The organism is Ruegeria sp. N4 (genome assembly GCF_056531425.1).
Genome location: NZ_JBQFLT010000001.1, coordinates 383,772 through 408,127, shown reverse-complemented (window position 1 = coordinate 408,127; position 24,356 = coordinate 383,772). Strand labels below are relative to the sequence as shown.

Annotated in this window: 28 protein-coding genes and 1 tRNA gene; 12 read left to right on the top strand and 17 right to left on the bottom strand. The window is 58.7% G+C overall.

What is annotated here, in order from left to right; genetic code table 11:
• Positions 1 to 14: 14 nt before the first annotated feature.
• A complete protein-coding gene (locus ACR0LW_RS02015; protein WP_480881448.1) occupies positions 15 to 1,235 on the bottom strand; it encodes a serine hydrolase domain-containing protein in 1,221 nt (406 codons plus the stop codon).
• Between the two features lie 171 nt (positions 1,236 to 1,406).
• Here ACR0LW_RS02015 and ACR0LW_RS02010 point away from each other — a divergent pair, with 171 nt between their 5' ends.
• A complete protein-coding gene (locus ACR0LW_RS02010) occupies positions 1,407 to 2,012 on the top strand; it encodes a 2-hydroxychromene-2-carboxylate isomerase (RefSeq protein WP_170518604.1) in 606 nt (201 codons plus the stop codon).
• Between the two features lie 17 nt (positions 2,013 to 2,029).
• On the opposite strand, the gene ACR0LW_RS02005 is transcribed toward ACR0LW_RS02010, so the two are convergent.
• Positions 2,030 to 3,058, bottom strand: coding sequence for a phosphotransferase family protein (locus ACR0LW_RS02005; protein WP_480881447.1), 1,029 nt, complete (start codon positions 3,056 to 3,058; stop codon positions 2,030 to 2,032).
• A gap of 15 nt (positions 3,059 to 3,073) precedes the next feature.
• The gene (locus ACR0LW_RS02000) at positions 3,074 to 3,892 is read right to left on the bottom strand and encodes an SDR family oxidoreductase (protein WP_480881446.1); all 819 of its coding nucleotides are present in this window, start codon (positions 3,890 to 3,892) and stop codon (positions 3,074 to 3,076) included.
• Positions 3,893 to 4,017: 125 nt separating this feature from the next.
• Here ACR0LW_RS02000 and ACR0LW_RS01995 point away from each other — a divergent pair, with 125 nt between their 5' ends.
• From ACR0LW_RS01995 to ACR0LW_RS01985, 3 genes are all read left to right on the top strand, one after another.
• Positions 4,018 to 5,019 (top strand): NADPH:quinone oxidoreductase family protein, encoded by a 1,002-nt coding sequence (locus ACR0LW_RS01995; RefSeq protein ID WP_480881445.1) that lies wholly within the window; start codon positions 4,018 to 4,020, stop codon positions 5,017 to 5,019.
• Between the two features lie 122 nt (positions 5,020 to 5,141).
• A complete protein-coding gene (aroQ, locus tag ACR0LW_RS01990; protein ID WP_480881444.1) occupies positions 5,142 to 5,591 on the top strand; it encodes a type II 3-dehydroquinate dehydratase in 450 nt (149 codons plus the stop codon).
• Entirely contained in the window at positions 5,588 to 6,343 is a 756-nt protein-coding gene (locus tag ACR0LW_RS01985; RefSeq protein ID WP_480581175.1) for an autoinducer binding domain-containing protein, read from the top strand. Before aroQ ends, ACR0LW_RS01985 begins: the two co-directional genes overlap by 4 nt.
• Before the next feature lie 366 nt (positions 6,344 to 6,709).
• On the opposite strand, the gene tsf is transcribed toward ACR0LW_RS01985, so the two are convergent.
• The 5 genes from tsf to ACR0LW_RS01960 form a co-directional block, all read right to left on the bottom strand.
• Positions 6,710 to 7,585, bottom strand: coding sequence for a translation elongation factor Ts (gene tsf, locus ACR0LW_RS01980; protein WP_480881443.1), 876 nt, complete (start codon positions 7,583 to 7,585; stop codon positions 6,710 to 6,712).
• A gap of 77 nt (positions 7,586 to 7,662) precedes the next feature.
• Positions 7,663 to 8,442 (bottom strand): 30S ribosomal protein S2, encoded by a 780-nt coding sequence (gene rpsB / locus ACR0LW_RS01975; protein ID WP_170450699.1) that lies wholly within the window; start codon positions 8,440 to 8,442, stop codon positions 7,663 to 7,665.
• A 166-nt stretch (positions 8,443 to 8,608) separates the two neighbouring features.
• The gene (gene olsA / locus ACR0LW_RS01970; protein WP_170450701.1) at positions 8,609 to 9,445 is read right to left on the bottom strand and encodes a lyso-ornithine lipid O-acyltransferase; all 837 of its coding nucleotides are present in this window, start codon (positions 9,443 to 9,445) and stop codon (positions 8,609 to 8,611) included.
• A 5-nt stretch (positions 9,446 to 9,450) separates the two neighbouring features.
• Complete coding sequence (gene olsB, locus ACR0LW_RS01965; protein WP_170518591.1) at positions 9,451 to 10,206, bottom strand: L-ornithine N(alpha)-acyltransferase; 756 nt, start codon at positions 10,204 to 10,206, stop codon at positions 9,451 to 9,453.
• 99 nt (positions 10,207 to 10,305) lie between these two features.
• A complete protein-coding gene (locus tag ACR0LW_RS01960; RefSeq protein WP_170450705.1) occupies positions 10,306 to 10,488 on the bottom strand; it encodes a DUF3553 domain-containing protein in 183 nt (60 codons plus the stop codon).
• Positions 10,489 to 10,528: 40 nt separating this feature from the next.
• Between ACR0LW_RS01960 and ACR0LW_RS01955 the strand changes: the two genes are divergently transcribed.
• Complete coding sequence (locus ACR0LW_RS01955; protein WP_170518587.1) at positions 10,529 to 11,125, top strand: histidine phosphotransferase family protein; 597 nt, start codon at positions 10,529 to 10,531, stop codon at positions 11,123 to 11,125.
• On the opposite strand, the gene ACR0LW_RS01950 is transcribed toward ACR0LW_RS01955, so the two are convergent.
• The 9 genes from ACR0LW_RS01950 to ACR0LW_RS01910 all read right to left on the bottom strand — a co-directional run bounded on the left by ACR0LW_RS01950 (position 11,122) and on the right by ACR0LW_RS01910 (position 18,557).
• A complete protein-coding gene (locus ACR0LW_RS01950) occupies positions 11,122 to 12,384 on the bottom strand; it encodes a glutamate-5-semialdehyde dehydrogenase (protein WP_480881442.1) in 1,263 nt (420 codons plus the stop codon). The two genes, ACR0LW_RS01955 and ACR0LW_RS01950, sit on opposite strands and share 4 nt — an antisense overlap.
• 21 nt (positions 12,385 to 12,405) lie before the next feature.
• Entirely contained in the window at positions 12,406 to 13,512 is a 1,107-nt protein-coding gene (proB, locus tag ACR0LW_RS01945; protein WP_480881441.1) for a glutamate 5-kinase, read from the bottom strand.
• Complete coding sequence (gene obgE / locus ACR0LW_RS01940; protein WP_480881440.1) at positions 13,500 to 14,534, bottom strand: GTPase ObgE; 1,035 nt, start codon at positions 14,532 to 14,534, stop codon at positions 13,500 to 13,502. Before obgE ends, proB begins: the two co-directional genes overlap by 13 nt.
• Before the next feature lie 37 nt (positions 14,535 to 14,571).
• Entirely contained in the window at positions 14,572 to 15,108 is a 537-nt protein-coding gene (locus ACR0LW_RS01935; protein WP_170450716.1) for a GNAT family N-acetyltransferase, read from the bottom strand.
• Positions 15,105 to 15,713 (bottom strand): LysE family translocator, encoded by a 609-nt coding sequence (locus ACR0LW_RS01930; protein WP_480881439.1) that lies wholly within the window; start codon positions 15,711 to 15,713, stop codon positions 15,105 to 15,107. The genes ACR0LW_RS01935 and ACR0LW_RS01930 overlap by 4 nt, the downstream gene beginning before the upstream one ends.
• Before the next feature lie 95 nt (positions 15,714 to 15,808).
• On the bottom strand, positions 15,809 to 16,078 hold the full coding sequence (gene rpmA, locus ACR0LW_RS01925; protein WP_039535512.1) for a 50S ribosomal protein L27: 270 nt from the start codon (positions 16,076 to 16,078) through the stop codon (positions 15,809 to 15,811).
• 11 nt (positions 16,079 to 16,089) lie between these two features.
• Positions 16,090 to 16,701 (bottom strand): 50S ribosomal protein L21, encoded by a 612-nt coding sequence (locus tag ACR0LW_RS01920; protein WP_170539672.1) that lies wholly within the window; start codon positions 16,699 to 16,701, stop codon positions 16,090 to 16,092.
• A gap of 207 nt (positions 16,702 to 16,908) precedes the next feature.
• Complete coding sequence (locus ACR0LW_RS01915; protein WP_480881438.1) at positions 16,909 to 17,709, bottom strand: DUF2059 domain-containing protein; 801 nt, start codon at positions 17,707 to 17,709, stop codon at positions 16,909 to 16,911.
• Positions 17,709 to 18,557 carry a DUF2059 domain-containing protein gene (locus ACR0LW_RS01910; RefSeq protein WP_480881437.1) on the bottom strand — a complete coding sequence of 283 codons (849 nt, stop codon included), beginning with the start codon at positions 18,555 to 18,557 and terminating at the stop codon, positions 17,709 to 17,711. Before ACR0LW_RS01910 ends, ACR0LW_RS01915 begins: the two co-directional genes overlap by 1 nt.
• Before the next feature lie 117 nt (positions 18,558 to 18,674).
• Here ACR0LW_RS01910 and ACR0LW_RS01905 point away from each other — a divergent pair.
• The 7 genes from ACR0LW_RS01905 to ACR0LW_RS01875 all read left to right on the top strand — a co-directional run bounded on the left by ACR0LW_RS01905 (position 18,675) and on the right by ACR0LW_RS01875 (position 24,351).
• Positions 18,675 to 18,764, top strand: a tRNA-Ser gene (locus ACR0LW_RS01905).
• A gap of 232 nt (positions 18,765 to 18,996) precedes the next feature.
• Positions 18,997 to 19,554 (top strand): hypothetical protein, encoded by a 558-nt coding sequence (locus tag ACR0LW_RS01900; RefSeq protein ID WP_170630053.1) that lies wholly within the window; start codon positions 18,997 to 18,999, stop codon positions 19,552 to 19,554.
• Positions 19,555 to 19,765: 211 nt separating this feature from the next.
• A complete protein-coding gene (locus tag ACR0LW_RS01895; protein ID WP_480881436.1) occupies positions 19,766 to 20,773 on the top strand; it encodes an alcohol dehydrogenase catalytic domain-containing protein in 1,008 nt (335 codons plus the stop codon).
• 70 nt (positions 20,774 to 20,843) lie between these two features.
• Positions 20,844 to 21,719 carry a branched-chain amino acid ABC transporter permease gene (locus ACR0LW_RS01890; RefSeq protein ID WP_170450732.1) on the top strand — a complete coding sequence of 292 codons (876 nt, stop codon included), beginning with the start codon at positions 20,844 to 20,846 and terminating at the stop codon, positions 21,717 to 21,719.
• Between the two features lie 3 nt (positions 21,720 to 21,722).
• The gene (locus ACR0LW_RS01885) at positions 21,723 to 22,820 is read left to right on the top strand and encodes a branched-chain amino acid ABC transporter permease (protein WP_480881435.1); all 1,098 of its coding nucleotides are present in this window, start codon (positions 21,723 to 21,725) and stop codon (positions 22,818 to 22,820) included.
• Positions 22,817 to 23,581 (top strand): ABC transporter ATP-binding protein, encoded by a 765-nt coding sequence (locus ACR0LW_RS01880; RefSeq protein WP_480881434.1) that lies wholly within the window; start codon positions 22,817 to 22,819, stop codon positions 23,579 to 23,581. The genes ACR0LW_RS01885 and ACR0LW_RS01880 overlap by 4 nt, the downstream gene beginning before the upstream one ends.
• Entirely contained in the window at positions 23,578 to 24,351 is a 774-nt protein-coding gene (locus ACR0LW_RS01875; RefSeq protein ID WP_170518554.1) for an ABC transporter ATP-binding protein, read from the top strand. The genes ACR0LW_RS01880 and ACR0LW_RS01875 overlap by 4 nt, the downstream gene beginning before the upstream one ends.
• The last annotated feature ends 5 nt before the right edge of the window (positions 24,352 to 24,356 follow it).

The window sequence follows — 24,356 nt, the reverse complement described above, 5'->3', positions numbered from 1 at the left end:
CAGCCGGTATCGGATCATTCAATCATGGCGGCCAGAACCAGCGCCTTTAACTCGGTCCGGGACGGATAGGAACTGGATGGCGACAATTGGGTAAAAAAGACGGCTGTCAGATCGTTCTGCGGGTCGAGCCAGAAATAGGTCGAGGCCATGCCGCCCCAGCTGAAATCCCCGACCGACCCCGGCACACGCACCCTGCCCGGGTTCAGGACGATCGATCCGCCCAGACCAAAACCCATCCCCTCCATCGGTTGTTCGGCAAAACTGCTGGGACCCATAGAGGCAATATCGCCCGGTAAGTGGTTGCAAAGCATGAAATCTACGGTCTTCGGCCCCAGCAGGCGGTGACCGTTAAAAGCCCCCCGATTGCGCAGCATTTCGACAAACCTCGCATAATCGTCGATGGTGCTGATCAACCCGCCGCCGCCGGAAAATGTGGTCGTGCGTTCAAAGGGCGATGATCCGGCCTCATCCACAAGGCTTAGAGTTTCCGTGCCCCGCTCGGCAGAGTTCAGCGCCATGGCGTCGCCGGACAAGGGCGAGTAGAGCGAGGCAAACCGGTCCCCTGCCCCTTGAGGCACCGAAAAGCCGGTTTCGGTCATCTGAAGTGGTGCGAATATCTCTTGCGCGAAATACCGATCCAGCGGCAGGCCGGACACGATTTCGATCACGCGGCCCAACACATCCGTGCTGACCGAGTATTCCCACCGCGAACCGGGTTGAAACGCCAACGGAAACGCGGCCAGATCACGGACACGATCTGCCAAAACCCCTTGGTTAGGCTTGAATAACAGATCCTGTTCATCCATCGCTTCGGGCAAAAGGCCTGGATTGAACGGATAGCTGAACCCGCTGGTATGCGTCAGCAACTGATGAAGCGTTGGCGTCGGCGCATCCTCGGTTTGATCCAACCGTTCGGCACCGGGAACAAGCGCCTGCATCCCACTGAATTCCGGAAGAAAATCGGACAGAGGCGTATCCAGGTGGAACAGCCCCTTCTCGGCCAACATCATCAGCCCGACCGACGTGATCGGTTTGGTCATTGAGTAAATCCGGGTCAGCGTGTCCCGCTGAAACGGCAGATTATTTTCAACACTGCGCTGGCCGCAGGCGTGAAAGAACACCTCGGTACCTTGATGTGTCAGCAAAAACGCGCTGCCCGCGTATTTGCGCTGCGTGACATACCGATCCATCCAGGTGCGGATGCGGTTCAGGCGGTTTTGGTCGAAGGATGTCATGATGAACCTGTCTGAAAGCTGCCTGATCTCACCCTATGCCAGCAACGCGAAGTTTGTCCCTTGCAATGTGCAGGCCATAAGCGATTACTTTCTATGAAAGACTGCCCCCGTCGCAGATTCGTTGCGTGCCTGTTCTAAAGATCTGCCGACACCTTCTTTTGGAGTACCGACATGGCGCAAACCATAGATTTCGTTTACGATTTTTGCAGCCCGAACGCGTTTCTCGCGTATAAAATGCTGCCGAAAATCGCCAAGGGGCACAAGGCGACGGTCGTGCCGGTCCCGGTGATGTTGCCGGTTATCTTCAAATCCACGCATAACCAAAGCCCGTTCGAGGCTTTTTCAGAGAACCGTCAGAAATCATCCTATCTGACCCATGATCTGCATCGCTTTGCCCGCCGTCGCGGCGTAAGCTTTCACATGAGCCCGCATTTTCCGGTGAACACCAAATTCGCCATGCGCGGCGCGTATTTTGCATCCGGAAAGCCATGGGAAAACAAATATATAGACGCAGTGTTTGATGCGATTTGGGTGCACGGTCAAAAGGTCGATGAGCTGAATGTGTTGTCCGAGATCCTGCGCGAGGCCGAACTGCCCGTCCGCAAGATCCGCGAAGCAATCGCCGCACCTGAGACCAAGCAACTGCTGAAAGAACAGACCAAGGACATCGTCAGACGCGGCGCCTTTGGTGTTCCCAGCATGTTCGTGGGGTCCGAGATGTTTTTTGGCAAGAACAGCCTTGCCAATCTCGACCTTGAGCTTTCTCTGAAAAGTTAAATGCTTGACGACCCAACCTAACGTTGTTCCAGCGCGGCCAGCCCGTGTTGCGCGAAGATGGGAACATAGGCTCCGAACGCTTGGGCGCGTTTTGGATCGGATGCGTTGCCATCCAGCGCGCGTTTGTAGACGCCTTGCAAAATCCCCGCCATCCGAAAGAAGTTGAAGGCCAGATAGAAGCCGAAATTGTCGATCCCTGGCAGACCGCGTCGTTCGCAATATTGTGCGACAAAGGCCCGATCGCTAGGCAGGCCCAGAGCATCCCGGTCGATTCCCGCCAGCCCGCGCCCCTCTTTTCCCGGAGGCATTTGCCACTGCATGATCACGGCGGCCAGATCTGCATAGGGATGGCCGATGGTCGACAGTTCCCAATCCAGAACACCGATGCAATCTGTGCCATTTGGGGCGAACATCAGATTGTCGATGCGATAATCACCATGCACCAGCGTCCGTTGCCCGTCATCCTGCGGAAGCGACGTCTCCAGCGCGCCGATCAACCTGTCCATGTCCGCAATGTTCGCGGTTTCGGATGCGCGGTATTGCTTGGTCCAGCGTGAGATCTGGCGTTCGAAATAGTTCCCCGTCGGGCCGTAGTCAGTCAGACCAGCGGCGTCGATGTCCACCATATGCAACTCTGCCAGAACCCGGTTCATTTCGTCGATGACCGCGCGGCGGGCATCGTTGCTTTCGCCCTCCATCTGCGGCTCAAGAAAAACCCGGCCTTCCAGATGTTCCATTAAGTAGAAGGCCGATCCGATCACCGAATCATCCTCGCACAGTAACAGCATGCGCGGCACCGGAACGCGGCTGTCTGCAAGGGCGCGTTGCACCCGGAACTCTCGATCCACCGCATGGGCGGATTTCAGCAGCACACCCGGGGGTTTGCGGCGCAAAACGTACGACTGTTTTGGGGTACGCAACCGGAAGGTCGGGTTCGACTGGCCGATGGCGAATTTCGTGGCGTCCAGCGGGCCTTCATACGCCGCCAGATGTTGGGACAGGTAGGCGTCGACAGCATCCAGGTCCAGATCGGTTTCGGTGCTCATAACTGGCCCTCGCACTTATAACGCAGCTTCAAAGATATTGCCAGCGGTCACAACGTTAATGCCACCTGATACTGGGATAACCGCACCGGTCACGTAACTGCCACCGCGTCCGCACAGAAACAGCATACAGCCCGCAATATCCTCGTCCCGGCCCACGCGGCCCAGAGGGACGGACTTGCCGACCTTGGCGCGAGTATCTTCGTCCGCTGTGGCAAAAGCTGTCATGCGCGACACGAACGGCCCCGGTGCCAGGGCGTTCACGGTGACATGGTAAGGCGACAACTCTTTCGCCAAGATTTTGGTCAGGTGCAGCACCGCTGCTTTGGACGCCGAATAGCTATAGGCCCCATCGCCCATCGGGACCTCACCCATGACCGAGCCGACATTGACGACCCGAGCAGGATCTTCGGCGGTGCCGGATTTCATCAGCAAGGGCAACAGTTTCTGGGTCAGGTCAAATATACCAGCAACGTTGACGGACATGACCTTGTCCCAAGCGTCATACGGGAACTGCCCCATTGGCGCGCCCCAGCTTACGCCGGAGTTATTCATAAGAATATCAAGGCGTTCAGTGCGCGCATCAATGTCCGCAACCAGTGCGTCAATCCCTTCCTGGCTTCCCAGATCCCCGCCAAATCCAACCGCGCCGCCCGGTGCATCCAGCGCGTTCAGCTCTTCGGCAACTGCTGCGCAGGCATCGCCTTTGCGCGAGGCAATCAGGACATGGGCCCCGGCCCTGACCAAAGCCTCGGCCGCCATGCGCCCAATGCCGGTTGCACCACCTGTCACCAGTGCGGTTTTGCCTTGCAGCGAAAATAGGGTCTCGGGGGTCATGGTCTGCTCCTCACTGACATCTGTGGGCAGGTGCCGTTGCGGGAACCAAGGGGATGGCCCGTTGACAACACATGATCCTGCACCAAAGCTTCCTGTGACAGAATAACAGAGACATCAGGGTCAACATGCAAGCATTACTCAGCGTCGCGCCCGGCGGGCCCGAGACTTTGGAACTGACCACCCTGCCCGATCCAACCCCCGGCAAAGGCGAGTTGTTGATCGAAGTGAAAGCGGCTGGCGTGAACTTTCCCGACACGCTGATCATCCGCGATCTGTATCAGATGAAACCCCCGCGCCCCTTCGCCCCCGGCGGAGAAATTGCCGGAGAGGTTCTGGCCATCGGTGAAGGCGTCACCGGATTTGAACCGGGTGATCGGGTGCTGGCGCTGACTGGTCACGGCGGATTTGCGACGCACCTGACACTCAAAGCTGCGACGGCGATCAAGATCCCGGACGAGATGCCGTATGAGGACGCCGCCTGTTTCATTTTCACCTACGGCACCTCGTACCACGCCCTGAAAGACCGCGCGCATCTGCAATCCGGCGAGACACTCTTGGTTCTGGGCGCGGCCGGAGGCGTCGGTTCGGCTGCGATTGAGTTGGGTAAAGCCATGGGCGCGCGGGTGATTGCGGCGGTGTCGTCGCAGGACAAGGCCGAGTTCTGTCGTCAGGTCGGCGCGGATGAAACCATCGTGTACCCCAAAGACATGGACAAACAGGCGCAAAAGGACTTCTCCGGCCAGATCAAAGCATTGGCCGGGCCAAATGGTGTGGATGTCGTCTATGACGCGGTCGGAGGACCCTTTGCCGAGCCCGCCCTGCGCAGTATGGCGTGGAACGGACGCTTTCTGGTTGTCGGCTTCCCGGCTGGGATACCGAACATCCCGCTGAACCTGCCCTTGCTCAAAGGGTGTCAGGTCGTTGGCGTATTCTGGGGCGCGTCCGTATTCCGTGACCCAAAGGGGCACGCGGAAAACGTTGCCGAGCTGTTTGGCCTTTATGCTGCGGGACACATCAAACCGCGCATCAGCGCCCGATTCCCGTTGGCCAAAGCCGGACAGGCGCTCGATCTGCTGGCCGGGCGTTCGGTTCTGGGAAAGCTGGTCGTAACACCCGGTTCAGACTGAAATTCGCGCTGAACAAGCGGCACAAGATCACAGCACGGGGCGCTTATGCTGCAATGCGACACAGCGCGGTAGACAATCTGGCCTATTCATGTCTATGAACCTGTAATGGGGATAGTAAAGACATGAATAACGTTCTGGTTTTGAATGGTCCGAACCTTAATTTGCTGGGCACGCGCCAGCCCGAGGTTTACGGCAGCACCACCTTGCAGATGGTCGAGGATTTGTGTGTCGAACATGGTGCGTCCATCGGCCTGAACGTCACGCATTTCCAATCCAACCACGAAGGCGTGTTGATCGACGCGATTCATGCGGCGCGGGGCGCGCAGGACGGTCTGGTTCTTAACGCGGGTGCGTATACACATACTTCTATCGCGCTGATGGATGCGATCGCCTCTGTCGAACTTCCGATGGTCGAAGTTCATCTGTCCAACATCCACGCCCGCGAAACCTTTCGCCATACGTCTTATATCGCAAAGGTAGCGCTGGGGCAGATTTGCGGGTTCGGGGCGCAGAGCTATGTTCTGGCGCTTGACGCGCTGGCCGCCCATTTGGGGTCAAGAGGTGCCGGATGACTCTGAAAGAATACCTGCATTTCGTAAGCTACGCCAAAACCCTGGAAGAGTTGTGGGACGCGCATTGCCGGCAGATGGCTGAATATGGCTTTGACCGGCTGATTTATGGCTATACGCAGTTCCGCACAGAAACCTCGCTGGGCGACCCCGAGGATTTCGTGATCCTGACCAATCACTGCCACAACTACGTGGATGGTTTTCTGAAGGGCGGACTGTACTTCCATGCCCCGATGCTCAAATGGGCGCTGGACAACGAAGGCGCTGCCAGTTGGCGGATGATCCAGGACATGATGTCCAGCGGTCGTATGACGGCGCAGGAACGCAAGGTCTTTGAGTTCAACAAGTCGATGGGCGTTGTGACGGGCTACACGGTTAGCTTCAATTCCGTCTCAATGCGGTCGAAGGGTGCGATTTCACTGTCCGCAAAAGGTGGGCCAAGTCAGAATGAAGTTGACGAGATCTGGGCAGAGCATGGCGAAGACATCCTGTTGATGAACAACATGGCGCATCTCAAGATCCTGACCCTGCCGTATAATCCCCCGAACCGGGCGCTGACCAAACGACAGCGCGAGGCGTTGCAATGGGTCGGGGATGGCAAGACGACTCAGGACATTGCGCTGTTGATGGGGCTGACCTCGGCCACCGTGGAAAAGCACCTGAGGCTCGCGCGCGAGTCGCTTTCGGTTGAAACCACGGCGCAAGCGGTCCTCAAGGCCTCGCTACACAACCAAATGTTCATCATGGAGGCCTGATGTCGTTGATTTCTGACGCTAAACTGCGTCAATTTACCTTAGGTAAGGAAATCATGACTTCCGGTTCACGCGATAAAGTTGCAGATTGATATTGTTCCGTGAGTGGTGGCTTTAGCCAGGGAACACATCGATCAGATCTTTGCAATTTCAGAGCTCTCTGGTCACTCTGACACTGAGGCGCCTATTTGTCCGCGTCACGAGGTCGGAAATTTGGGGGGCCTCGACCATCCCCATCATGCGGGGCCCTCCATCCTTCTTCCTCTTGGTTTGCGTCGGCCTGACGTTGGCCAAAAAGAAAACCGGTTACGCTAGGCGTAACCGGTTTTTTTGTTGTGTCGGGCCTCTGACGAGGCCCTGAATGGTCGCTTAGCCTTGCGCTGCTTTGGCGACTTCGGCTGCGAAGTCTTCTTTTTCGACCACGATGCCTTCGCCAACTTCCAGACGGATGAAGCCGCTGATGGTTGCGCCCGCTTCTTTGGCCGCTGCTTCAACGGTCAGGTCAGGGTTCACAACGAACGACTGGTTCAGCAGAGTCGATTCCGCGACGAATTTCTTCATGCGGCCTTCGATCATCTTCTCGATCACCTGCTCCGGCTTGCCGGATTCGCGGGCGATGTCCATCTGAACCTGCTTTTCCTTTTCGACAACAGCCGGATCCATGTCCGCTTCGGACAGGGCCGCCGGGTTCACAGCCGCGATGTGCATCGCAACCTGCTTGCCGATTGCTTCGTCGCCACCGGTCAGCGCGACCAGAACGCCGATTTTGCCCATGCCGTTGGTGGCTGCGTTGTGGACGTAGGACACAACAGTGTCGCCCGACAGCTTGGCCATACGGCGTACCGACATGTTTTCGCCGATGGTGGCGATCTTGTCGGTCAGGGTGTCGGCAACGGATTTGCCACCCAGATCAGCGGCCAGCAGCGCGTCAACATCTGCAACGCCTTCGGCTGCGTAAGCGATCTTGCCAACCATTTCCTGGAACTCGGCGTTTTTCGCAACGAAGTCGGTTTCCGAGTTCACTTCGACAGCAACACCGTTGCCACCGTTGACGTGAACAGCAACCAGACCTTCTGCTGCGGTACGGCCCGATTTCTTGGCCGCTTTGGCCAGACCTTTGGTGCGCAGCCAGTCAACGGCTTCGTCCATGTTGCCGCCGGTTTCGGTCAGCGCTTTTTTTGCGTCCATCATGCCTGCGCCGGTTGCGTCGCGCAGTTCTTTAACCATTGCTGCTGTGATTGCCATCTCTTGGCTCTCCTCAATTCAAACGGAATTGGGGCAGGTCATACCCTGCCCCATATGTCATTTACGTGACGGGCAGCTTACGCTTCGGCAGGTGCTTCAGCTTCTTCTGCAACGGCTTCTTCAACCGGGGCTTCTTCGAACTCGCCCAGGTCAACGCCTGCGGCACCCAGCTGAGCGGTCATGCCGTCCAACGCGGCACGGGCTGCCAGATCGCAGTACAGAGCGATGGCGCGCGCTGCGTCGTCGTTGCCGGGGATGATATAGTCAACGCCGTCGGGCGAGCAGTTGGTATCGACAACGGCCACAACCGGGATACCCAGCTTGTTGGCTTCGGCGATGGCCAGTGCTTCTTTTTTGACGTCGATGACGAACAGCAGGTCAGGAACGCCGCCCATCTCGCGGATACCGCCCAGCGACGCCTGCAGCTTGGCCTGGTCACGTTCCATGCCCAGACGCTCTTTCTTGGTCAGGCCTTCGGCGCCTGATTCCATCGCTTCGTCGATCTGGTTCAGACGGTTGATCGACTGGGAAACGGTTTTCCAGTTGGTCAGCGTGCCGCCCAGCCAGCGGTGGTTCATGTAGTACTGAGCCGACTTTTCAGCGGCTTCGGCGATCGGGCCGGCGGCCTGACGCTTGGTACCAACGAACAGAACGCGGCCACCTTTTGCAACGGTGTCACGAACGGCCTGCAGCGCCTGGTCCAGCATCGGAACAGTCTGGGTCAGGTCCATGATGTGGATGCCATTGCGCGAACCATAGATGAACGGGCCCATGCGGGGGTTCCAACGCTGTGTCTGGTGACCAAAGTGAACGCCAGCTTCCAGCAGCTGACGCATGGAGAACTCGGGAAGAGCCATGCTATTTTCCTTTTCCGGTTTACGCCTGGGCGGGGGTGAAAGAAGCGGATGCTCCAACCGGCGGTCTTGATGAGGATGTCTCCCTCAAAAAGCCCAAACCCCGCCTGCGGGTTTGAATGGCGCGCGTATACGGCAGGTTTTGATGCAGTGCAAGGGCCTTTTGCCCTTATTTTTCAAGCCGCGCCAGGCTGTGCGCATGCCGCACGGCCTCTTCGCAATGGGCTGCCAGCGCCTTGCGGTTTTCAAAGTCGCTGACCTTGGCGGGCGCGTGGTAAATCAGTTCGACCGAACCCTGACGCAGTGCGCCGAGTGTCTTGAGAAGGTGCGGACCGAACTCCATATCACCCCACCAGCCATAGAACCGATCCGGTTGCTCCTTTGGCGCGTGAAACACGACGGAAACAGGCTGCACATACATAAAATCACGCAGTTCATCTGCGAAGAATGCCGCGAAGAGCGTTGTTTTAAATGGCAAAACCCGCAATCCATCGGTCGAAGTCCCTTCGGGGAAGAACAACAGTTTGTGTCCGGCCTTCAGGCGAGACTCGAACACTTTGGTCTGCTCGCGCGCCTTTTTTGGGTTCCGCTCGATAAATACGGTTCCGGTCGAACGGGCCAGCCAGCCGATTCCGGGCCATTTCGCGACCTCGGCCTTGGACACAAAGTAAATCCGCTTGCGCGCGTTCAGGGCGAAGATGTCCAGCCAGGACGTGTGGTTCGCCACCACAGCTCCGCGCTGCTGCATCAACTCGCCCGACGTTCGAAAACCGATACCCAGAAACCGGAGTGCATTGCGGCACACAAATTGCGCGATGAACGGAGTAATCGGACGACGAACCCCGAAGAGAGGGAGTTCGAACAGGCGAATGGTCAGAAGGACGATCAGGCCCCCAAACACCAAAAGCGCCAGAGGCACCCCGCGCAAGATGACAAGAACCCAGCCCAGCGGACCCAGATTGATCGGGTCAGGTGCCTCGTCACTATTCCACAATGGATCGTTCACGCCCGTTACGCCCCACCATAGATGCGTTTTTGCCGCTCGTTCATGCGGGCGGTATCCAGGATCAGGCAGACATCCGTGGTGTTGAACGCATGATCGATAAAGGCCCCCTCGCCCACAAATCCACCCAAACGCAGATAGGCTTTGATCAGCGCGGGCACCTGCACCATCGCGGCGCGGCGGTCGAGGTCTTCGGGCGCGACCAGATCCATCGATTGAAACACGTCCGGCTGTGCCCGCACCCGCAGATCCTCGGGGGCCAGATGGTTGTGGTGCAGCATGGACAGGGATTGCGCGAGGGGTTGAACATCGGTGCCGTGGAAGCTGGCGACGCCGAACAGAACTTCGATCCCGCGTTCGTTCACATAGGCGGCCAAGCCATTCCACAGGTGATACATCGCAGTGCCACCCCGATAATCTGCATGCAGGCAGGACCGGCCCAATTCCAACAGCTTGCGCCCGCTTTGCTTAAGAACGGTCAGATCATACTCGTCTTCGGAATAAAACTGCCCGATTTCCGCAGCACGTTCGCCCGGTAACAGCCTGTAAACGCCCACAACTTCGCCGCTCAGGTCGTCGATGGCCAGCATATGATCGAAATATGGATCGAACCTGTCCTGTTCCAGACCCGCGTCGTGATCGACCATCTCGCCGCCGCCGCCCAGTTCGCGCACGAAGACATCATAGCGCAGCCGCTGCGCGGCGCGCAGGTCATCCTCGGTCTCGGCGAGTTTGATGGTAAATGAGGGGCCTGAATCCGGCATGTCTATCCTTTGAATTGCCCCCGGCTGATACCGCAGGTTTTCACGTAAAGGCAACACGGCCACATCTGGTGTTCAGCGTTAACCTTTCCTAAACCAGTTTCACGGATCAAAGACCGGCACCAGGGCAATGCGTGTCCCGTCGATTACCACTTTCCCCTGCTCGCGAAAGTTAACGGTGATCTTGCCTGCGATGTTGGACTGCACCTGTCCGATACCCCAATCGGGGAAATCCGGGTGGCGGACATACATGCCCGGTGCAAGAATGGCATTGAGGTCTGACATTTGGGCTCCGGTCCGGTGGCAGATACAGCAGGAGGTACGCATGGGCGCTACGGACGTCAACCTGGCCGAGCTGATCGGCTCGCGCATCTGTCACGATCTGATCAGCCCGATCGGGGCGATTACCAACGGGTTAGAGTTGTTGGACTTGGTTGGCGCAGTACAAGGCCCCGAGATGGAGTTGATCTCGGGCAGTGTTGGCAGCGCGGGCGCGCGTATCCGGTTCTTTCGGGTGGCGTTCGGGTCGGCCAGCGATCAGCCGCTGGGGAAGACCGAAGTCGCCGAATTGCTGAAGGATATCGAACGCGCCGGTCGCGTGCGGGTGAACTGGAACCTGACCGAGCCGGTGCCGCGCAATCAGGTCAAGCTGGCCTTTCTCGCCCTGATGTGTTGCGAAAGCGCGATGCCCTTGGGTGGCGAGGTCGAGATTTCAGTCAACGGTACCGGCTGGCAGGTGACGGGGACGGCGGACAAACTGAATGTCGACCCTGATCTTTGGAAGAACGTCACAACGGGGCGGTTTCCCAAAAAGGTCACGCCCGCGCAGGTACAGTTTGCCCTTCTGCCCGAGACGGCGACCGCGATGGGGCGGCGGGTTGGCGTTGAAACCAACTCAACCCGCGTCGCCCTTCGGTTTTAGGCGCGGGTGGTGCCGTTGCCGCGCACCAGATACTGAAAACTGGTCAGTTGCGCCGCGCCCACTGGTCCGCGCGCATGCATCTTGCCGGTAGCAATCCCAATCTCAGCGCCCATCCCGAACTCACCACCATCGGCAAACTGGGTTGAGGCGTTGTGCATCAAAATCGCGCTGTCGAGCCGTTCGAAAAAGCGCCCTGCGGCCGCAGTGTCCTCAGTTATGATGCAGTCGGTGTGGTTCGAGCCGAACTGTTGGATATGCGCAATCGCCGCGTCGATATCGGCAACGGGTTTGGCAGCGATGATGCTGTCCAGAAACTCTTTGCCCCAATCATCGGCGGTGGCTGCGACGGACCCTTCGGTGGCCAGAGCGCCCTCGGCATGGACCTCGACACCCGCTGCAATCAGCGCCGCGATCACGTCACGCCCCAACGTGTCTACGACGTCCTGATGGACCAGAAGACACTCAGCCGCGCCGCAAATTCCGGTCCGGCGGGTTTTTGCGTTCAGCACCACATCCAGCGTCTTTTGCGGGTCGGCGGATTTGTCGATGTAGATATGTACTATGCCTTCCAGATGCGCGAAGACCGGAACGCGCGCCTCGCGTTGAACCAGCCCAACAAGCCCCTTGCCACCGCGGGGCACGATGACATCGACGTAATCGGTCATGGTCAGCAATTCCTGAACCGCGGCGCGATCCCGAGTCGGCACCAATTGAATCGCATCTGCGGGCAGGTTCGCGGCCTTCAACCCTTCGACCAGACACGCGTGGATGGCGGTTGAGGAGTGGAAGCTTTCGGACCCACCGCGCAGAATCACCGCGTTCCCGGATTTCAGGCACAAGGCCCCGGCATCTGCCGTCACATTAGGGCGGCTTTCGTAAATCACGCCGATCACGCCCAACGGCGTGCGCACCCGCTGGATATTCAGGCCCGAGGGCATGTCCCATTCGGTGATCACCTCACCCACAGGGTCGGTCTGGTCCGCGACAGTGCGCAGCCCGTCAACCATGCCCTGAATGCGGGATTCGTCCAGCATCAGGCGATCCATCATTGCGGGGCTCAGGCCCTTGTCACGACCGAACTCCAGATCTTTCTTGTTGGCCTCGATGATTTCCGCACGGTTGGCCCAAACGGCCTCAGCAGCCGCGATCAGGGCCGCATGCTTGCGCTCGGCGCTGGCAAAGGCCAATTCGCGCGCAGCCTCTTTGGCGCGTTTGCCAAGGTCGGCCATCAGGGCGGGGATATTGTCGAGGTCCTTCATATCATAAGCCTTTCTGCGCCGTTACAGCGCCAAATCGTCCCTGTGGATCAGCGCCGCGCGACCGGGATAGCCCAGCGTCGCCTCAATCTCCGAGGATTTGCGCCCCTTGATCGCGTCCGCTTCCTGCGCGGTATAGCGGCTGATCCCTTGCGCCAGACGCCGCGCCTGCGGGTCGAGGATTGCAACGGGGTCGCCGCGCCCGAAATCGCCGGTGACTTCGACGATACCGGCGGGCAGCAGGCTGTTGCCATTGGCCAGCGCCTTTGCGGCACCCGCGTCCACCTTGATTTCACCGCGCGGTTTCATGGCCGAAATCCAGCGCTTGCGGGCTGCATGCGGGTCCAACGTCGCCGTGAACCACGTGCTGTTCGCGCCATTTTCAAGCGATTGCAATGGGTTGAGGGGCGATCCTTCGGTTATCGCCATGTCACAGCCTGCCGCAGTCGCCATTTTGGCGGCCAGCAACTTGGTCTTCATCCCGCCTTTGGACAGGCCGGACCCGGCATCGCCTGCCATCGCCTCAATCTCGGGCGTGATGGTGTCGATGGTGTCATAGCGCGTGGCCGAAGGGTCTTCGTTCGGATTGCCAGAATAGAACCCATCGACGTCGGACAGAAGGATCAACTGATCGGCCCCGACCGTCACCGCGATTTGCGCGGCCAGACGGTCATTGTCGCCATAGCGGATTTCGTCCGTGGCGACGGTGTCGTTTTCGTTTACGATGGGCACAACACCCAGACCCAGCAGGGTTTCAAGCGTTGCGCGCGAATTCAGATAGCGTCGCCGATCCTCGCTGTCTTCCAGCGTGACCAGCACCTGAGCCGTGGTGATGTCATGAGGGGCCAGCGCCTCTTCATAGGCGCGCGCCAGCCTGATTTGACCCACCGCCGCTGCCGCTTGCGATTTCTCCAACGGCAAGTCTGCCATCGGTAATCCCAGGACGCCGCGACCCAATGCAATAGAGCCCGAGGACACCAGAATGACATCCGCGCCCTGCCCCTTGAGCCACGCCACGTCCTGCGCCAGTGATTTCAGCCAGTCCGAGCGCAGCAAACCGGTGTGTCGGTCCACCAGCAAGGCAGACCCGATCTTGACCACCAAGCGGCGTGCTGCGGTCAGGGTTGCCAAGACTGAGCCTCCTCAGCGGGCTTTTGGCGCAGACGGTTTTCGTCGATCTGCGCGCGCAAGGCGCGCAACACCTCGGTCACGCCGACATGAGCAACACCGGACATGGTCATGACGGGGCCACCAACGGCCTCTTCAAGCTCGGCCTTGATCAGGTCGCGTTCTTCCTCGTCCAAGGCGTCGATCTTGTTCAGCACGGTGATGCGCGGCTTGTCCGCCAGCTCTCCGCCATAGGCTTCAAGCTCGGTGATGATGGTGCGGTAATCTTCGACCACGGTTTCCGAGGTGCCATCGACCAGATGCAGCAGAACCGCGCAGCGTTCTACGTGGCCGAGGAACCGGTCGCCGATCCCCCGCCCCTCATGCGCGCCCTCGATCAGGCCGGGGATATCGGCCACGACGAATTCGACGTTATCGACGCCGACAACACCCAGATTGGGATGCAGCGTGGTAAACGGATAGTCGGCGATCTTGGGCCGGGCATTCGACGTGGCGGCCAGAAAGGTCGATTTGCCCGCGTTGGGCATGCCAAGCAGACCCACATCCGCGATCAGCTTCAGCCGCAGCCAGATGGTGCGGTCGATCCCCGCCTGCCCCGGATTTGCGCGGCGCGGGGCCTGGTTGGTGGCCGATTTGAAATGCAGGTTGCCGAACCCACCATTGCCGCCCTTGGCCAGCAGGAACCGCTGTCCGACCTCTGTCAGGTCGCAAATGACGGTCTCTTCGTCCTCGTCCAGAATTTCAGTTCCGACAGGAACGCGCAGGATGATGTCGTCGCCATCCTTGCCGGTGCGCTGCTGGCCGCGCCCGGGCTGGCCGTTCTTGGCGAAGAAATGCTGTTGATAGCGGAAGTCGATCAGGGTGTTCAGCCCATCCACAACCTCGGCCCAGACAGACCCGCCCTTACCGCCGTCCCCGCCATCGGGTCCGCCGTATTCGATGTATTTTTCGCGTCGGAAGCTGACGCAGCCGCTACCGCCGGCCCCGGACCGGATGTAGACCTTTGCAAGATCGAGAAATTTCATGTCAGTCCCCTACTGCAAAGGCCCCATCGGCCACAAGTCAGAGTTTTTTACTATAGGTCCAGGTGGGCACATTTGCGTCGCGCGCCACCGAATAGCTTTCGGCGTCCCCCAGATATTCAAACCCGCAATGGGTCAGCACCCGGGCCGAGGCCGGGTTGTCCTGAAATACGCTGGCGAACATGGTCGAGTTTTCCAGCGGATTCGCCAGAACCAGAGCCTCGACCGCCAAAGACGCGATGCCCGTGTTCCAATAAACCGGAGCGACCCAATAGCCGACCTCGGACTGGTTGCGATCCAGCCGCTGCAGCGAGATCAGGCCGATCAGTTCAGGCCCGCCATCCTTGGTGGCATCCATCGCCCAGACGTCTTCGTCCCGGTCTTCGGCCATCGAACGGGTCACAAAGGCCTCAATCGAGCCCGGCGGCAATGGGTGCGGAATCGACGTCGTCATCCGCGCCACGCGCTCATCGCCTGCATAATGTTCAATGAGACCCATATCCGACCGGCGCAGGGGCCGCAGGTCGAACCGCTCGGTTTCGATGACCGGCTGATTGATTATCGTCTCAAGTTTCATGAGTGCGTTCCTCCTCCGAACAACACAAAAAGTACGGACGCAACGGTCAAACTGGCTAACGTCCACATCAGATATTTTTCCGCAGGCCGACCTTCAACCGTCTGGGCGATCCGATCGCCTGCAAAAGTCCAGACCGGGTGCAATAAGACCTGACAAAACAACAAGCAAAGAGCGATTGTTAACGTCGCTTCAAAACTTGATGTCCCCACGGCCACAAAACCTGTGAACCCGGCGATGATCATCGCCCAGGCCTTGGGGTTCAACGGATGAACGATTAATCCAGCCAGAAAACCCGGCACTTGTTCGTCCGACTGCCCTCGGGTCAGCCGCAGATTGGCAATCTTCCACGCCAACCAGATAATATAAGCGGCCGAGGCATATTTCAGCACCTCAAACACCAACGGCGCCTGATCGGCCATTTGCATCAGCCCGAACCCAACAGGCCAGATGATCAACTGCTTGCCCAGTATAACGCCGCCCACAAAAGGCAGTGCCGCCCGAAATCCATAGCGCGCACCTGTCCCCAGCAGGACCATATTGGCTGGTCCCGGCGTGCCGACCTGGCTGGCGGCAAAAATCAGGAAACTGGTGGTTGCGACTGTCATTAGGGTGGTCAATCACGACTGCGTTAAAACGAAAAAGGGACCGGCACTTTCTGCCGGTCCCCCATGAATTTTTTATTAACCTTATGGGTTTCGGCTTACTCTGCGGCCTCCGCCACTGGCAGGACCGAAATGAAGGTGCGGTTTTTCAGTCCCTTGTGGAACTTCACGGCGCCATCGGTGGTTGCAAAGATGGTGTGATCCTTGCCCATGCCTACGCCTTCGCCCGGCCAGAACTTGGTGCCGCGCTGACGTACGATGATGTTGCCTGCGATGGCTGCCTGACCACCATAGAGTTTCACGCCAAGGCGGCGACCCGCTGAGTCGCGACCGTTACGGGAGGAACCGCCAGCTTTTTTATGTGCCATTCTCTCTCTCCTTAGCCCTGAGCCAGCTCTTTGGCTTGCTCAACCCATTCGGGTTTCACTTTGATGGTGTCGATAGCAGCAATCTGCTCGTCCGACAAGGCGGCCAGAGCGGCAAAGCTCTCGATACCGGCTTCAACCAGCTTTTTGGCAGCGGCAGGGCCGACACCGTTCAGCTTGGTCAGATCGTCGGCAGCAGCAGCGGCAGGTGCCTCTGCTTTGGCTTCGGCTTTCTTGGCAGGCTTTGCAGCAGGTGCCGCTTCGCCAGCCGGGGCCGATCCGGTTGCAGCTTTGATGCCCGACTTGTCAGCGCCCGACGACAGGATGTCGGTGATCTTGACCAGAGTCAGCTTCTGACGGTGGCCAACGGTACGCTTCGAGCTGTGCTTACGACGGCGCTTGACGAATTTGATGACCTTGTCACCTTTGATCTGTTCGATCACTTCGGCCTGTACGCCTGCGCCTTCAACGAAAGGTGCACCAACAACCGGAGCGTCACCGCCCAGCATCAGAACATCGTTGAATTGAACTTTTTCACCTGCGTCGGCAGCCAGTTTTTCAACGCGGAGGATATCACCCGCCTGAACCTTGTACTGCTTGCCGCCAGTCTTGAGGACCGCAAACATGCGTCTTTCCTTTTCATACCCGCGTTCTGTGGTCCCCGTATGGGTGTTGCCGGCTTTCGCCACCTCGAACAGCGCGCCCTTTTCGGGCTGTGTGACGACCCCGGGACAATCCCGATGGATCAAATAATAACGAGACCCGGCGCGGAAAACCGGCCGGGATGCGCGCTTATCCATAGATTGCGGGGCAAAGTCAACACCCAACCGGGCCTAAAGATCCGGGGCGTTCAAAACCTGTGCAACGGCCTCGCCCAAGCGGAAGGAAATTCCATCGAACATCCGGTCGAACCCGTCAAACAAGGCGTCGTTCAGGGCCTTGCCCGTCTCGGTTCGGGAAAAGGCAATGTATTCGCGCATCTGCGTCTCGTCCAGCGGGGCATAGGCCATCAGCAGAAAGGAATAGACCCATGAGGTCGTATCTGCGGTAACCGCATCCTGTTCGGCCAAAAGCTGCGCCAGCAACTCGGCATCGTCAGAGCTGGGGCCGTATTCCAACCCCTTGAAGAAATTGTAATCAGCACTCAGCGCGCCCTGAACATTCAGGTCAATCAGATCGTTTACCTGTATGAACTCGTCCACAAGTTCATAATGCACGTCGTCCTTCGAGGCGTTTTTATAAGCCTCCCGCGCCATATCCTCGATGGTCTCATCCAGAAATGCCCGCCGGGCCGAGTTTTCCAGCGTGATAATGGTCTGTCCCAGGTCACTTTCGAAAAACACGATTGCCTGATCCAGTTGAGCATCGGTCAGTCCGACCTCGAAAGCGTCGGTCATCCGGTTGCGCATCCAGACAGGGTCAAAGATGTCCTCGACCTGCGCCTCAAAGAACTCGCCACCGGAATTGTCCAATAGGGTCTTGTCCAGTTCCTGCCGTTGGGTGTCGCCTTCGTCGACAATAATGTCCATCGCCTGCATTAAATGCATGGCCAGGGCCAGCCGTTCGACCTTTTCACTGGCAAAGCCGGGCGCAACCCAGAAAAGCAGCGCGGGAATAAGTGTCAGCAGACGCATCATATGTCTTGCGCGGGGTGCAATTCAGCCATTCGGGCTGCCAGAACTTCGAACCGCATGGCCATGATCTCGTATTGGATCGCGTTCAGCAATTCGTAGACTTCCTGCATCAGCGGGTGTTCCAGCGCCGCGACATAGTCATCCACTTCGGCGTCCGAGAAGCCCTGATAGGTATACGCAGCCCCCGCCAGCCCGGACAATTGCAGCGATTGGCGCATCCCGGCCTCATTGCGTTTGAGCATTTCCCGCAACTCATCCGCGCTCAGTTGCAATTCAATAACGCCTGAGGCGCTTGCCGCCAGCAGAAACCGCACCTGAATCTCTTGCAAGGCCCGCAATGCAGTCCCCGACGAGTCAATCGCCGCGTTCATACGCTTGTAGCTTTCCACCCGTGGCGACCCCGCCTCGACCAGCGCGGCAAAGATCTGTTGTCCTTCCAGTTGCTTACCGTCCTCATCTTCTTTCAGGTGCGAGGCATTTTCGGCCACAACCAGGCGCTGGCCCAGATCCGAGGCATAAAAGTCAACCGCATGGTTCAAAGCCTCGTCATTCAGGGTCTGCTCAAGGATCGACACAGCCGTTTCATGCATGCCCTCGGTGTCAAACACCTCTTCCGTCAGGCGCGTCCAGTCCGAGCCGAATCCGTCCGGGTCTATTCCCAGCATTTGCGGTGCCGACCCGGACGCAAGTGCGATGCTTTCCAGGGCAACGTCAAACCCCGTGGTGGTCAGAAAAGCCTCGATCCGGTCTCGATTGGCTGCGGCCACAAGTGAAGGCAAAAGCAACAGTGCGATAAGCGGGGCCAAAAACGAGAGTGCAAGGCGTTGGGCATGATGTATCATACCCATCAGCCTAGGTGTTTTGATCCGGCAGGCAATGGAAAATCACGGCTTTCTGAATTTGAGGAATTTTCTGCTTGCACCCCTGCCCGTTCCTCACTAAATCCCCCCCTCACAGACCCCCGCGGAGAGGTGCCGGAGTGGTCGAACGGGGCGGTCTCGAAAACCGTTGTGGGTGCAAGCCCACCCAGGGTTCGAATCCCTGTCTCTCCGCCACTCAATCAGAGTAGCCAGAAATTCCGACGTCATTGGGCAAGCAACGTTCAAGTGGTGTGCGGCCAGAAATCCGAAATCATCGTGCGGGTTGGCGTGTTATTGCCGTGCCGGACCGGCTGGATCAGCGTAGCATGGCGCATATCTCGCAGCTGCAGAAAAACACGCGGAATTCCCCTTTGAGAACAGTTAGTTTTGCTGCATCCCGGCGACACAAATTCCAAAGGAGATTCACATGTCGCGTACTCTTATTCTGGCCATTGTCATCGCTGCAATCGGCGCTGGCGGCTATTACTACCTGAACCAACCCGAGCCCACCCCGGCCGAGCAATTGCAGGACGCCGCACAAGATGCAGCCGAAGCTGTGAACGACGCGGCGACAGAGGCACAAGACGCGGCAAGCGACGCGGTGGCCGATGCGCAAGAGGCTGTGACTGACGCGGTTGAGTCCGCGCAGGATACCGCCTCGGAAGCGTTGGACAATGCTGCGGATCAGGCAGCCGAGGCCGCGTCTTCGGTCGCGGATCAAGCCGCGGATGCGGCTGAGCAGGCTGGCGATCAGGTCGCAGCGCTGGCAGGTCAGGGTCAGGAACTCTTCAACTCGTGGCTTCAGGACGGAATGCTGACCGCGCAGCAGTTCGACTATGACGCCATGGTTGCCTCGGTTCAGGACAGCGCGCTGTCGGAAGAGCTGAAAACCCAGGCGATCCAGATCTTTGATGAGATCAAAGCCTCGCCCGAGACGATTCTGCAAAAGATCCAGGACCTGCGCAATCTGTTGACGCAGCAATAAAAAAAATGGGGGTCAGCTTTTAGGGCTGACCCCTTTTTGGACGTTACCGTCCCTTCCGTTGGGTCAGCTATCCGCGCGATTGACGCAGCAGCCCCCATTTGCTTGGCTCACGTTACACCCAAACCATCGCCATTTCGCAGGGTCCTTCGGATTCAAGCGATACAACGGCGACAATTTTGAGGACGTAACCGTGACCGATATCCCCTCTTCCATGTTCGCAACCATCCTCAGGCATGAGGGGTATTCCGGCACCATGACTGGCCCGGTGATCGAGGATGCCGGTGACTGGCTGGTCGAAGCGGAACTGCCCGTTCCCCAGCCCGGCCCCGGACAGGTTCTGATCAAGCTGCGTACGGCCTCGGTCAATCCATCGGATCTGCATTTTATCAAGGGCGAGTACGGACAACCTCGGGTCAAGGGGGCTGCGGCAGGGTTTGAGGGCTGCGGCGATGTGGTGGCCACCGGCAAAGGGGCCGAGTCGTTACAGGATCAGCGCGTGGCCTTTGTGGCGGCAGGTTCCGGCGCGTGGGCCGAGTATGTGGTGACCCAGATGCAGATGTGCATCCCGCTGCGCCCGGATATTTCAGACGATGACGGCGCGGCTCAGATCGTCAACCCGCTGACCGCGATGGCAATGGTCGACATGGCGAAAGAGGCAGGCGACGCCTTTGTCATCTCGGCCGCGACCAGCCAACTGGGCAAGCTGATGTGCAGCTTGGGGCGCGATCTGGGTCTGAAACCCATCGCTCTGGTCCGGCGGGCCGAGACTGTCGATGTGCTCAAAGACCTTGGCGCGTCCGAGGTGCTGGTCACCTCCGACCCTGATGTGGGCCAGAAATTTGCCGAGCTGAGCCGCACATTAAAGCCGCGCATGTTTCTGGATGCGGTGATGGATCAACTCTCGGAACAGGTGTTCTGTGCGATGCCAAACAAGGCGCAGTGGGTGTGCTATGGCAAGCTGGGCAGCGAGGCCCCGACGCTGACGCAAACCGGTCAGTTGATCTTTATGGGCAAGCGGATCGAAGGCTTCTGGCTGACGCAATGGATGATGTCCACGCCGCCCGCAGACCAGATGCGCGTCGTGATCGAAGTTCAGGCCCGGTTTGCCGATGGGCGATGGAAAACCGATGTGTCAGAACGGCTTACACTCAGGAATCTGATCCCAAATCTTGCCGATGCGCTAAAAATGAGTGACGGGAAGGTGATTATCACGCCATAGTAGAACGAACGCCGCACCGTTGCTGTGCGGGTTGGACATGAACCGGATAACCGGCATGGGGAGGGTGAGCTTGGATAACGCGCAGCTGCTGATCAGCGGGCTGGCGAACGGGTGTGTGTACGGCCTGATCGCGCTTGGTTTTGTTCTGATCTACAAGGCGACCGAAGCGGTGAATTTCGCACAGGGCGATTTCATGATGCTGGGGGCCTTTGTCACGATCGGCCTGACAAACACCGAATATATGGGCCTGCCTTTCTGGATGGCATTGCCGATTTCTCTGGGGATCATGGGGGCGCTGGGGTATCTGCTGGATCGCCTCATTATCCGTCGCATGTTTGGTCAAAGCCAGACCGCCGTCGTCATCCTGACCATCGCTCTGGGTTTTGTGATCCGCTTTGTCGCCGGGCTGATCTGGGGGCACGAGCCGCAGACACTGCAAAACCCACTGGCCGGAAAAGAGGTCCGCTTTGGCGGGCTTGTTCTGGGGATGGAGGACGTTGCTGTCATCGTCGTCACCATCCTGCTGACCTGGAGTCTTTATGTGTTCTTCAGCAGAACCAAGCTGGGGCTGGCGATGCAGGGTGCGTCACAGAACCAGTTGGCGGCCTATTACATGGGCATTCCGGTCAAGCGCGTGCAGGGGTTCATCTGGGCGCTGGCCGGAGTTGTGGCCGGGATCGCCGGTATTCTCTTCGCCGCGAAGGGCTCGGTCGATCCAACGACGGGCTTGCTGGGGATCAAGGCTTTTGCTGCCGCCGTGATTGGCGGCTTCGGCAGCCTGCCCGGCGCGTTGGCGGGTGGTCTGATCGTCGGCGTGATCGAGCCGTTTGCCAGCCGTTATATCGCCGCAGGCTACAGCCAGATCGCCCCTTATGCGCTGCTGCTGGCCGTGCTGATCTTCCGGCCCAACGGCCTGTTCAGCCAGGTTCGGGTCAAGAAGGTCTGATCGATGCGCATCGTTTTCAAAACCAACTACATGCAGGATATTCGGCCCTGGAAGGACCGCTACCAACTGGTTCTGTATCTGCTCCTGCTAGTCGTCGTCGCGGTTGCCCCGTGGTGGCTGGATGACTTTTATCTGGGTGAGTTGACCAATGTCCTGATCTGGGCCATCGCCGGTCTGGGACTGATGATCCTGACCGGACATACCGGGCAGGTCAGCCTCGGCCACGCTGCATTTCTGGCCTTTGGCTGTTATGCCAATGTGATCCTGATCGAGGCTGGCGTACCCTTCCTGATCGCTTTCCCGCTGGCCGGCGTCCTGACCGGAATAGCCGGAGTCACCGTCGCCATCCCTGCCCTGCGCCTGCACGGGATCTATCTGGCGATCTTTACCATGGCATTGTCCATCCTGATGGATGACGTGATCGTTCTGGCCGAGCCCCTGACAGGCGGCGTGGCGGGCAAGTTCATCGGCGGCGTCGACATCTTTGGCCTGAGTGTGGATCGCTGGGGCACCCCCGCCCCATTCTTCTGGCTGGTGCTGAGCGTCGCTGTTCTGGTCACGTTGGGCTATATCAACCTGCTGCGCGCGCCTTTGGGGCGCAGCTTCATCGCAGTGCGGGATTCAGAAGTTTCTGCGCAAGCCATGGGTGTCGATATTGCGCGGACCAAGATGATCTCCTTCGCCCTGTCCTGCGCCGTGACCGGATGGGCGGGCGCGCTGATGGGGATGTTTTCCGGAGCGTTCAATAACGAGACCTTCTCGGTTCTGATCTCGATCCAGTTGCTGATGATGATTGTGATCGGCGGGCTGGGCTCGATCCACGGCGCGTTTCTGGGGGCCATCGTGATCGGATTCCTGCCGCAATTCCTGTCGATCTCAAAGGAATATGTGGGTGTCCTGTTCGGCGGCAATACAGTCGCCATTCCGGGGCTGGAATTCGGCATCTTCGGCATGATCCTGATCGCCTTCATCCTGTTCGAACCCTTGGGCATGTATGGCCGCTGGCTGAAAATCCGCACCTGGTTCGAGCTGTTCCCCTTCTACCGCAAGGACATGTTCAAACGGCAGAAATCCTATCTCAAGACGGAGCGTCTGAGATGAGTCTGCTGGAGTTCGAGAACGTCACCCTGAAATTCGGCGGCGTCACCGCGGTCGACAATCTGTCGTTTGAGGTCGAGGAGGGCGAGGTGTTTGCCATCGTCGGCCCCAACGGCGCGGGCAAGTCCACCGTGTTCAATCTGATCTCACGCTTTTATGACCCGGTCGTGGGCTCGATCCGCTTTGACGGGCATGATCTGTTGCGGGTGAAACCTTCAGGCGTGGCCGCCTTTGGCGTGGCGCGGACCTTTCAGAATATCGAGCTGTTCGAACATGCCACCGTGCTGCAAAACCTGCTGGTCGGTCGGCACCGGCACCGCAAAACCAACCTGCTGTCCGAGGTTCTGTTCCTGCCCTCGGCCCGCAGGCAGGAACTGGAAAACCGCGAGAAGGTCGAACAGATCATCGACTTCCTCGACCTGCAGGCCTATCGCGACAAAATGATCTCGGGCCTGCCCTATGGTGTGCGCAAAGTGGTCGAGGTGGCGCGCGCGCTGGCTACCGATCCAAAGCTGTTGCTGCTGGACGAGCCAGCCTCAGGCCTGTCGGTCGAGGAAACCACGGATATGCGCTGGTGGATCGATGACATCCGGCGGCAGATGGGGATCACCGTGCTTATGGTCGAACATGACATGGGTCTGGTCTCGGGCGTGTCTGACCGCGTTCTGGCCATGGCGGACGGGGCCAAACTGGCCCTTGGAACACCCGCCGAGGTGCAATCCCACCCCGCCGTGGTCGAGGCCTATCTGGGGAAAGCCTCATGAGCGAGCCGATCCTGAAAATACGCAATATCGAAAGCTTCTATGGCCCGATCATGGCCATTCGCGGAGTCTCGCTGGATGTGCATCCGGGTCAGATCGTCTCGATCCTTGGGGCCAATGGCGCGGGCAAGACCACGCTGATGAAAACCGTTTCGGGCGTCATGGACCCCGAAAAAGGCAAGATCACCTTCGACGGGCGGGATATTCAGGGGTCCGAGCCGCATAAGGTTGTGCAACAAGGCATCGTTCATGTCCCCGAGGGCCGCGAGGTATTTCCCTTGCTGACAGTGAACGAAAACCTCAGCCTCGGGGCCTACACGGCCAAGGACAAAGCCCAGATCGAACAGGATCGCGAGATGGTGTTCAGCTATTTTCCGGTTTTGAAGGAACGTCGCGGGCAAGAGGCCGGAACCCTGTCAGGCGGTCAGCAGCAAATGCTGGCGATTGGCCGGGGCCTGATGGCCAGTCCAAAGATCATGCTGCTGGACGAACCTTCGCTGGGGCTATCACCCCTGCTGGTGCAGGAAATCTTTGGCATCCTCAAGCGGCTGAACGACGAACAGAACATGACGATGATGCTGGTCGAACAAAACGCCCATGCGGCGCTGGAACTGGCCCATCATGGTTATGTGATGGAGGTCGGGCGCATCGTCATGGACGGGGCTGCCGACACATTGCTGCAATCCGAGGACATCCAGAATTTCTATCTGGGCGTGCAGGAAGAAGGCGCGCGGGAAAACCGCCGCTGGAAGCGGAAAAAGACGTGGAGGTGACACGG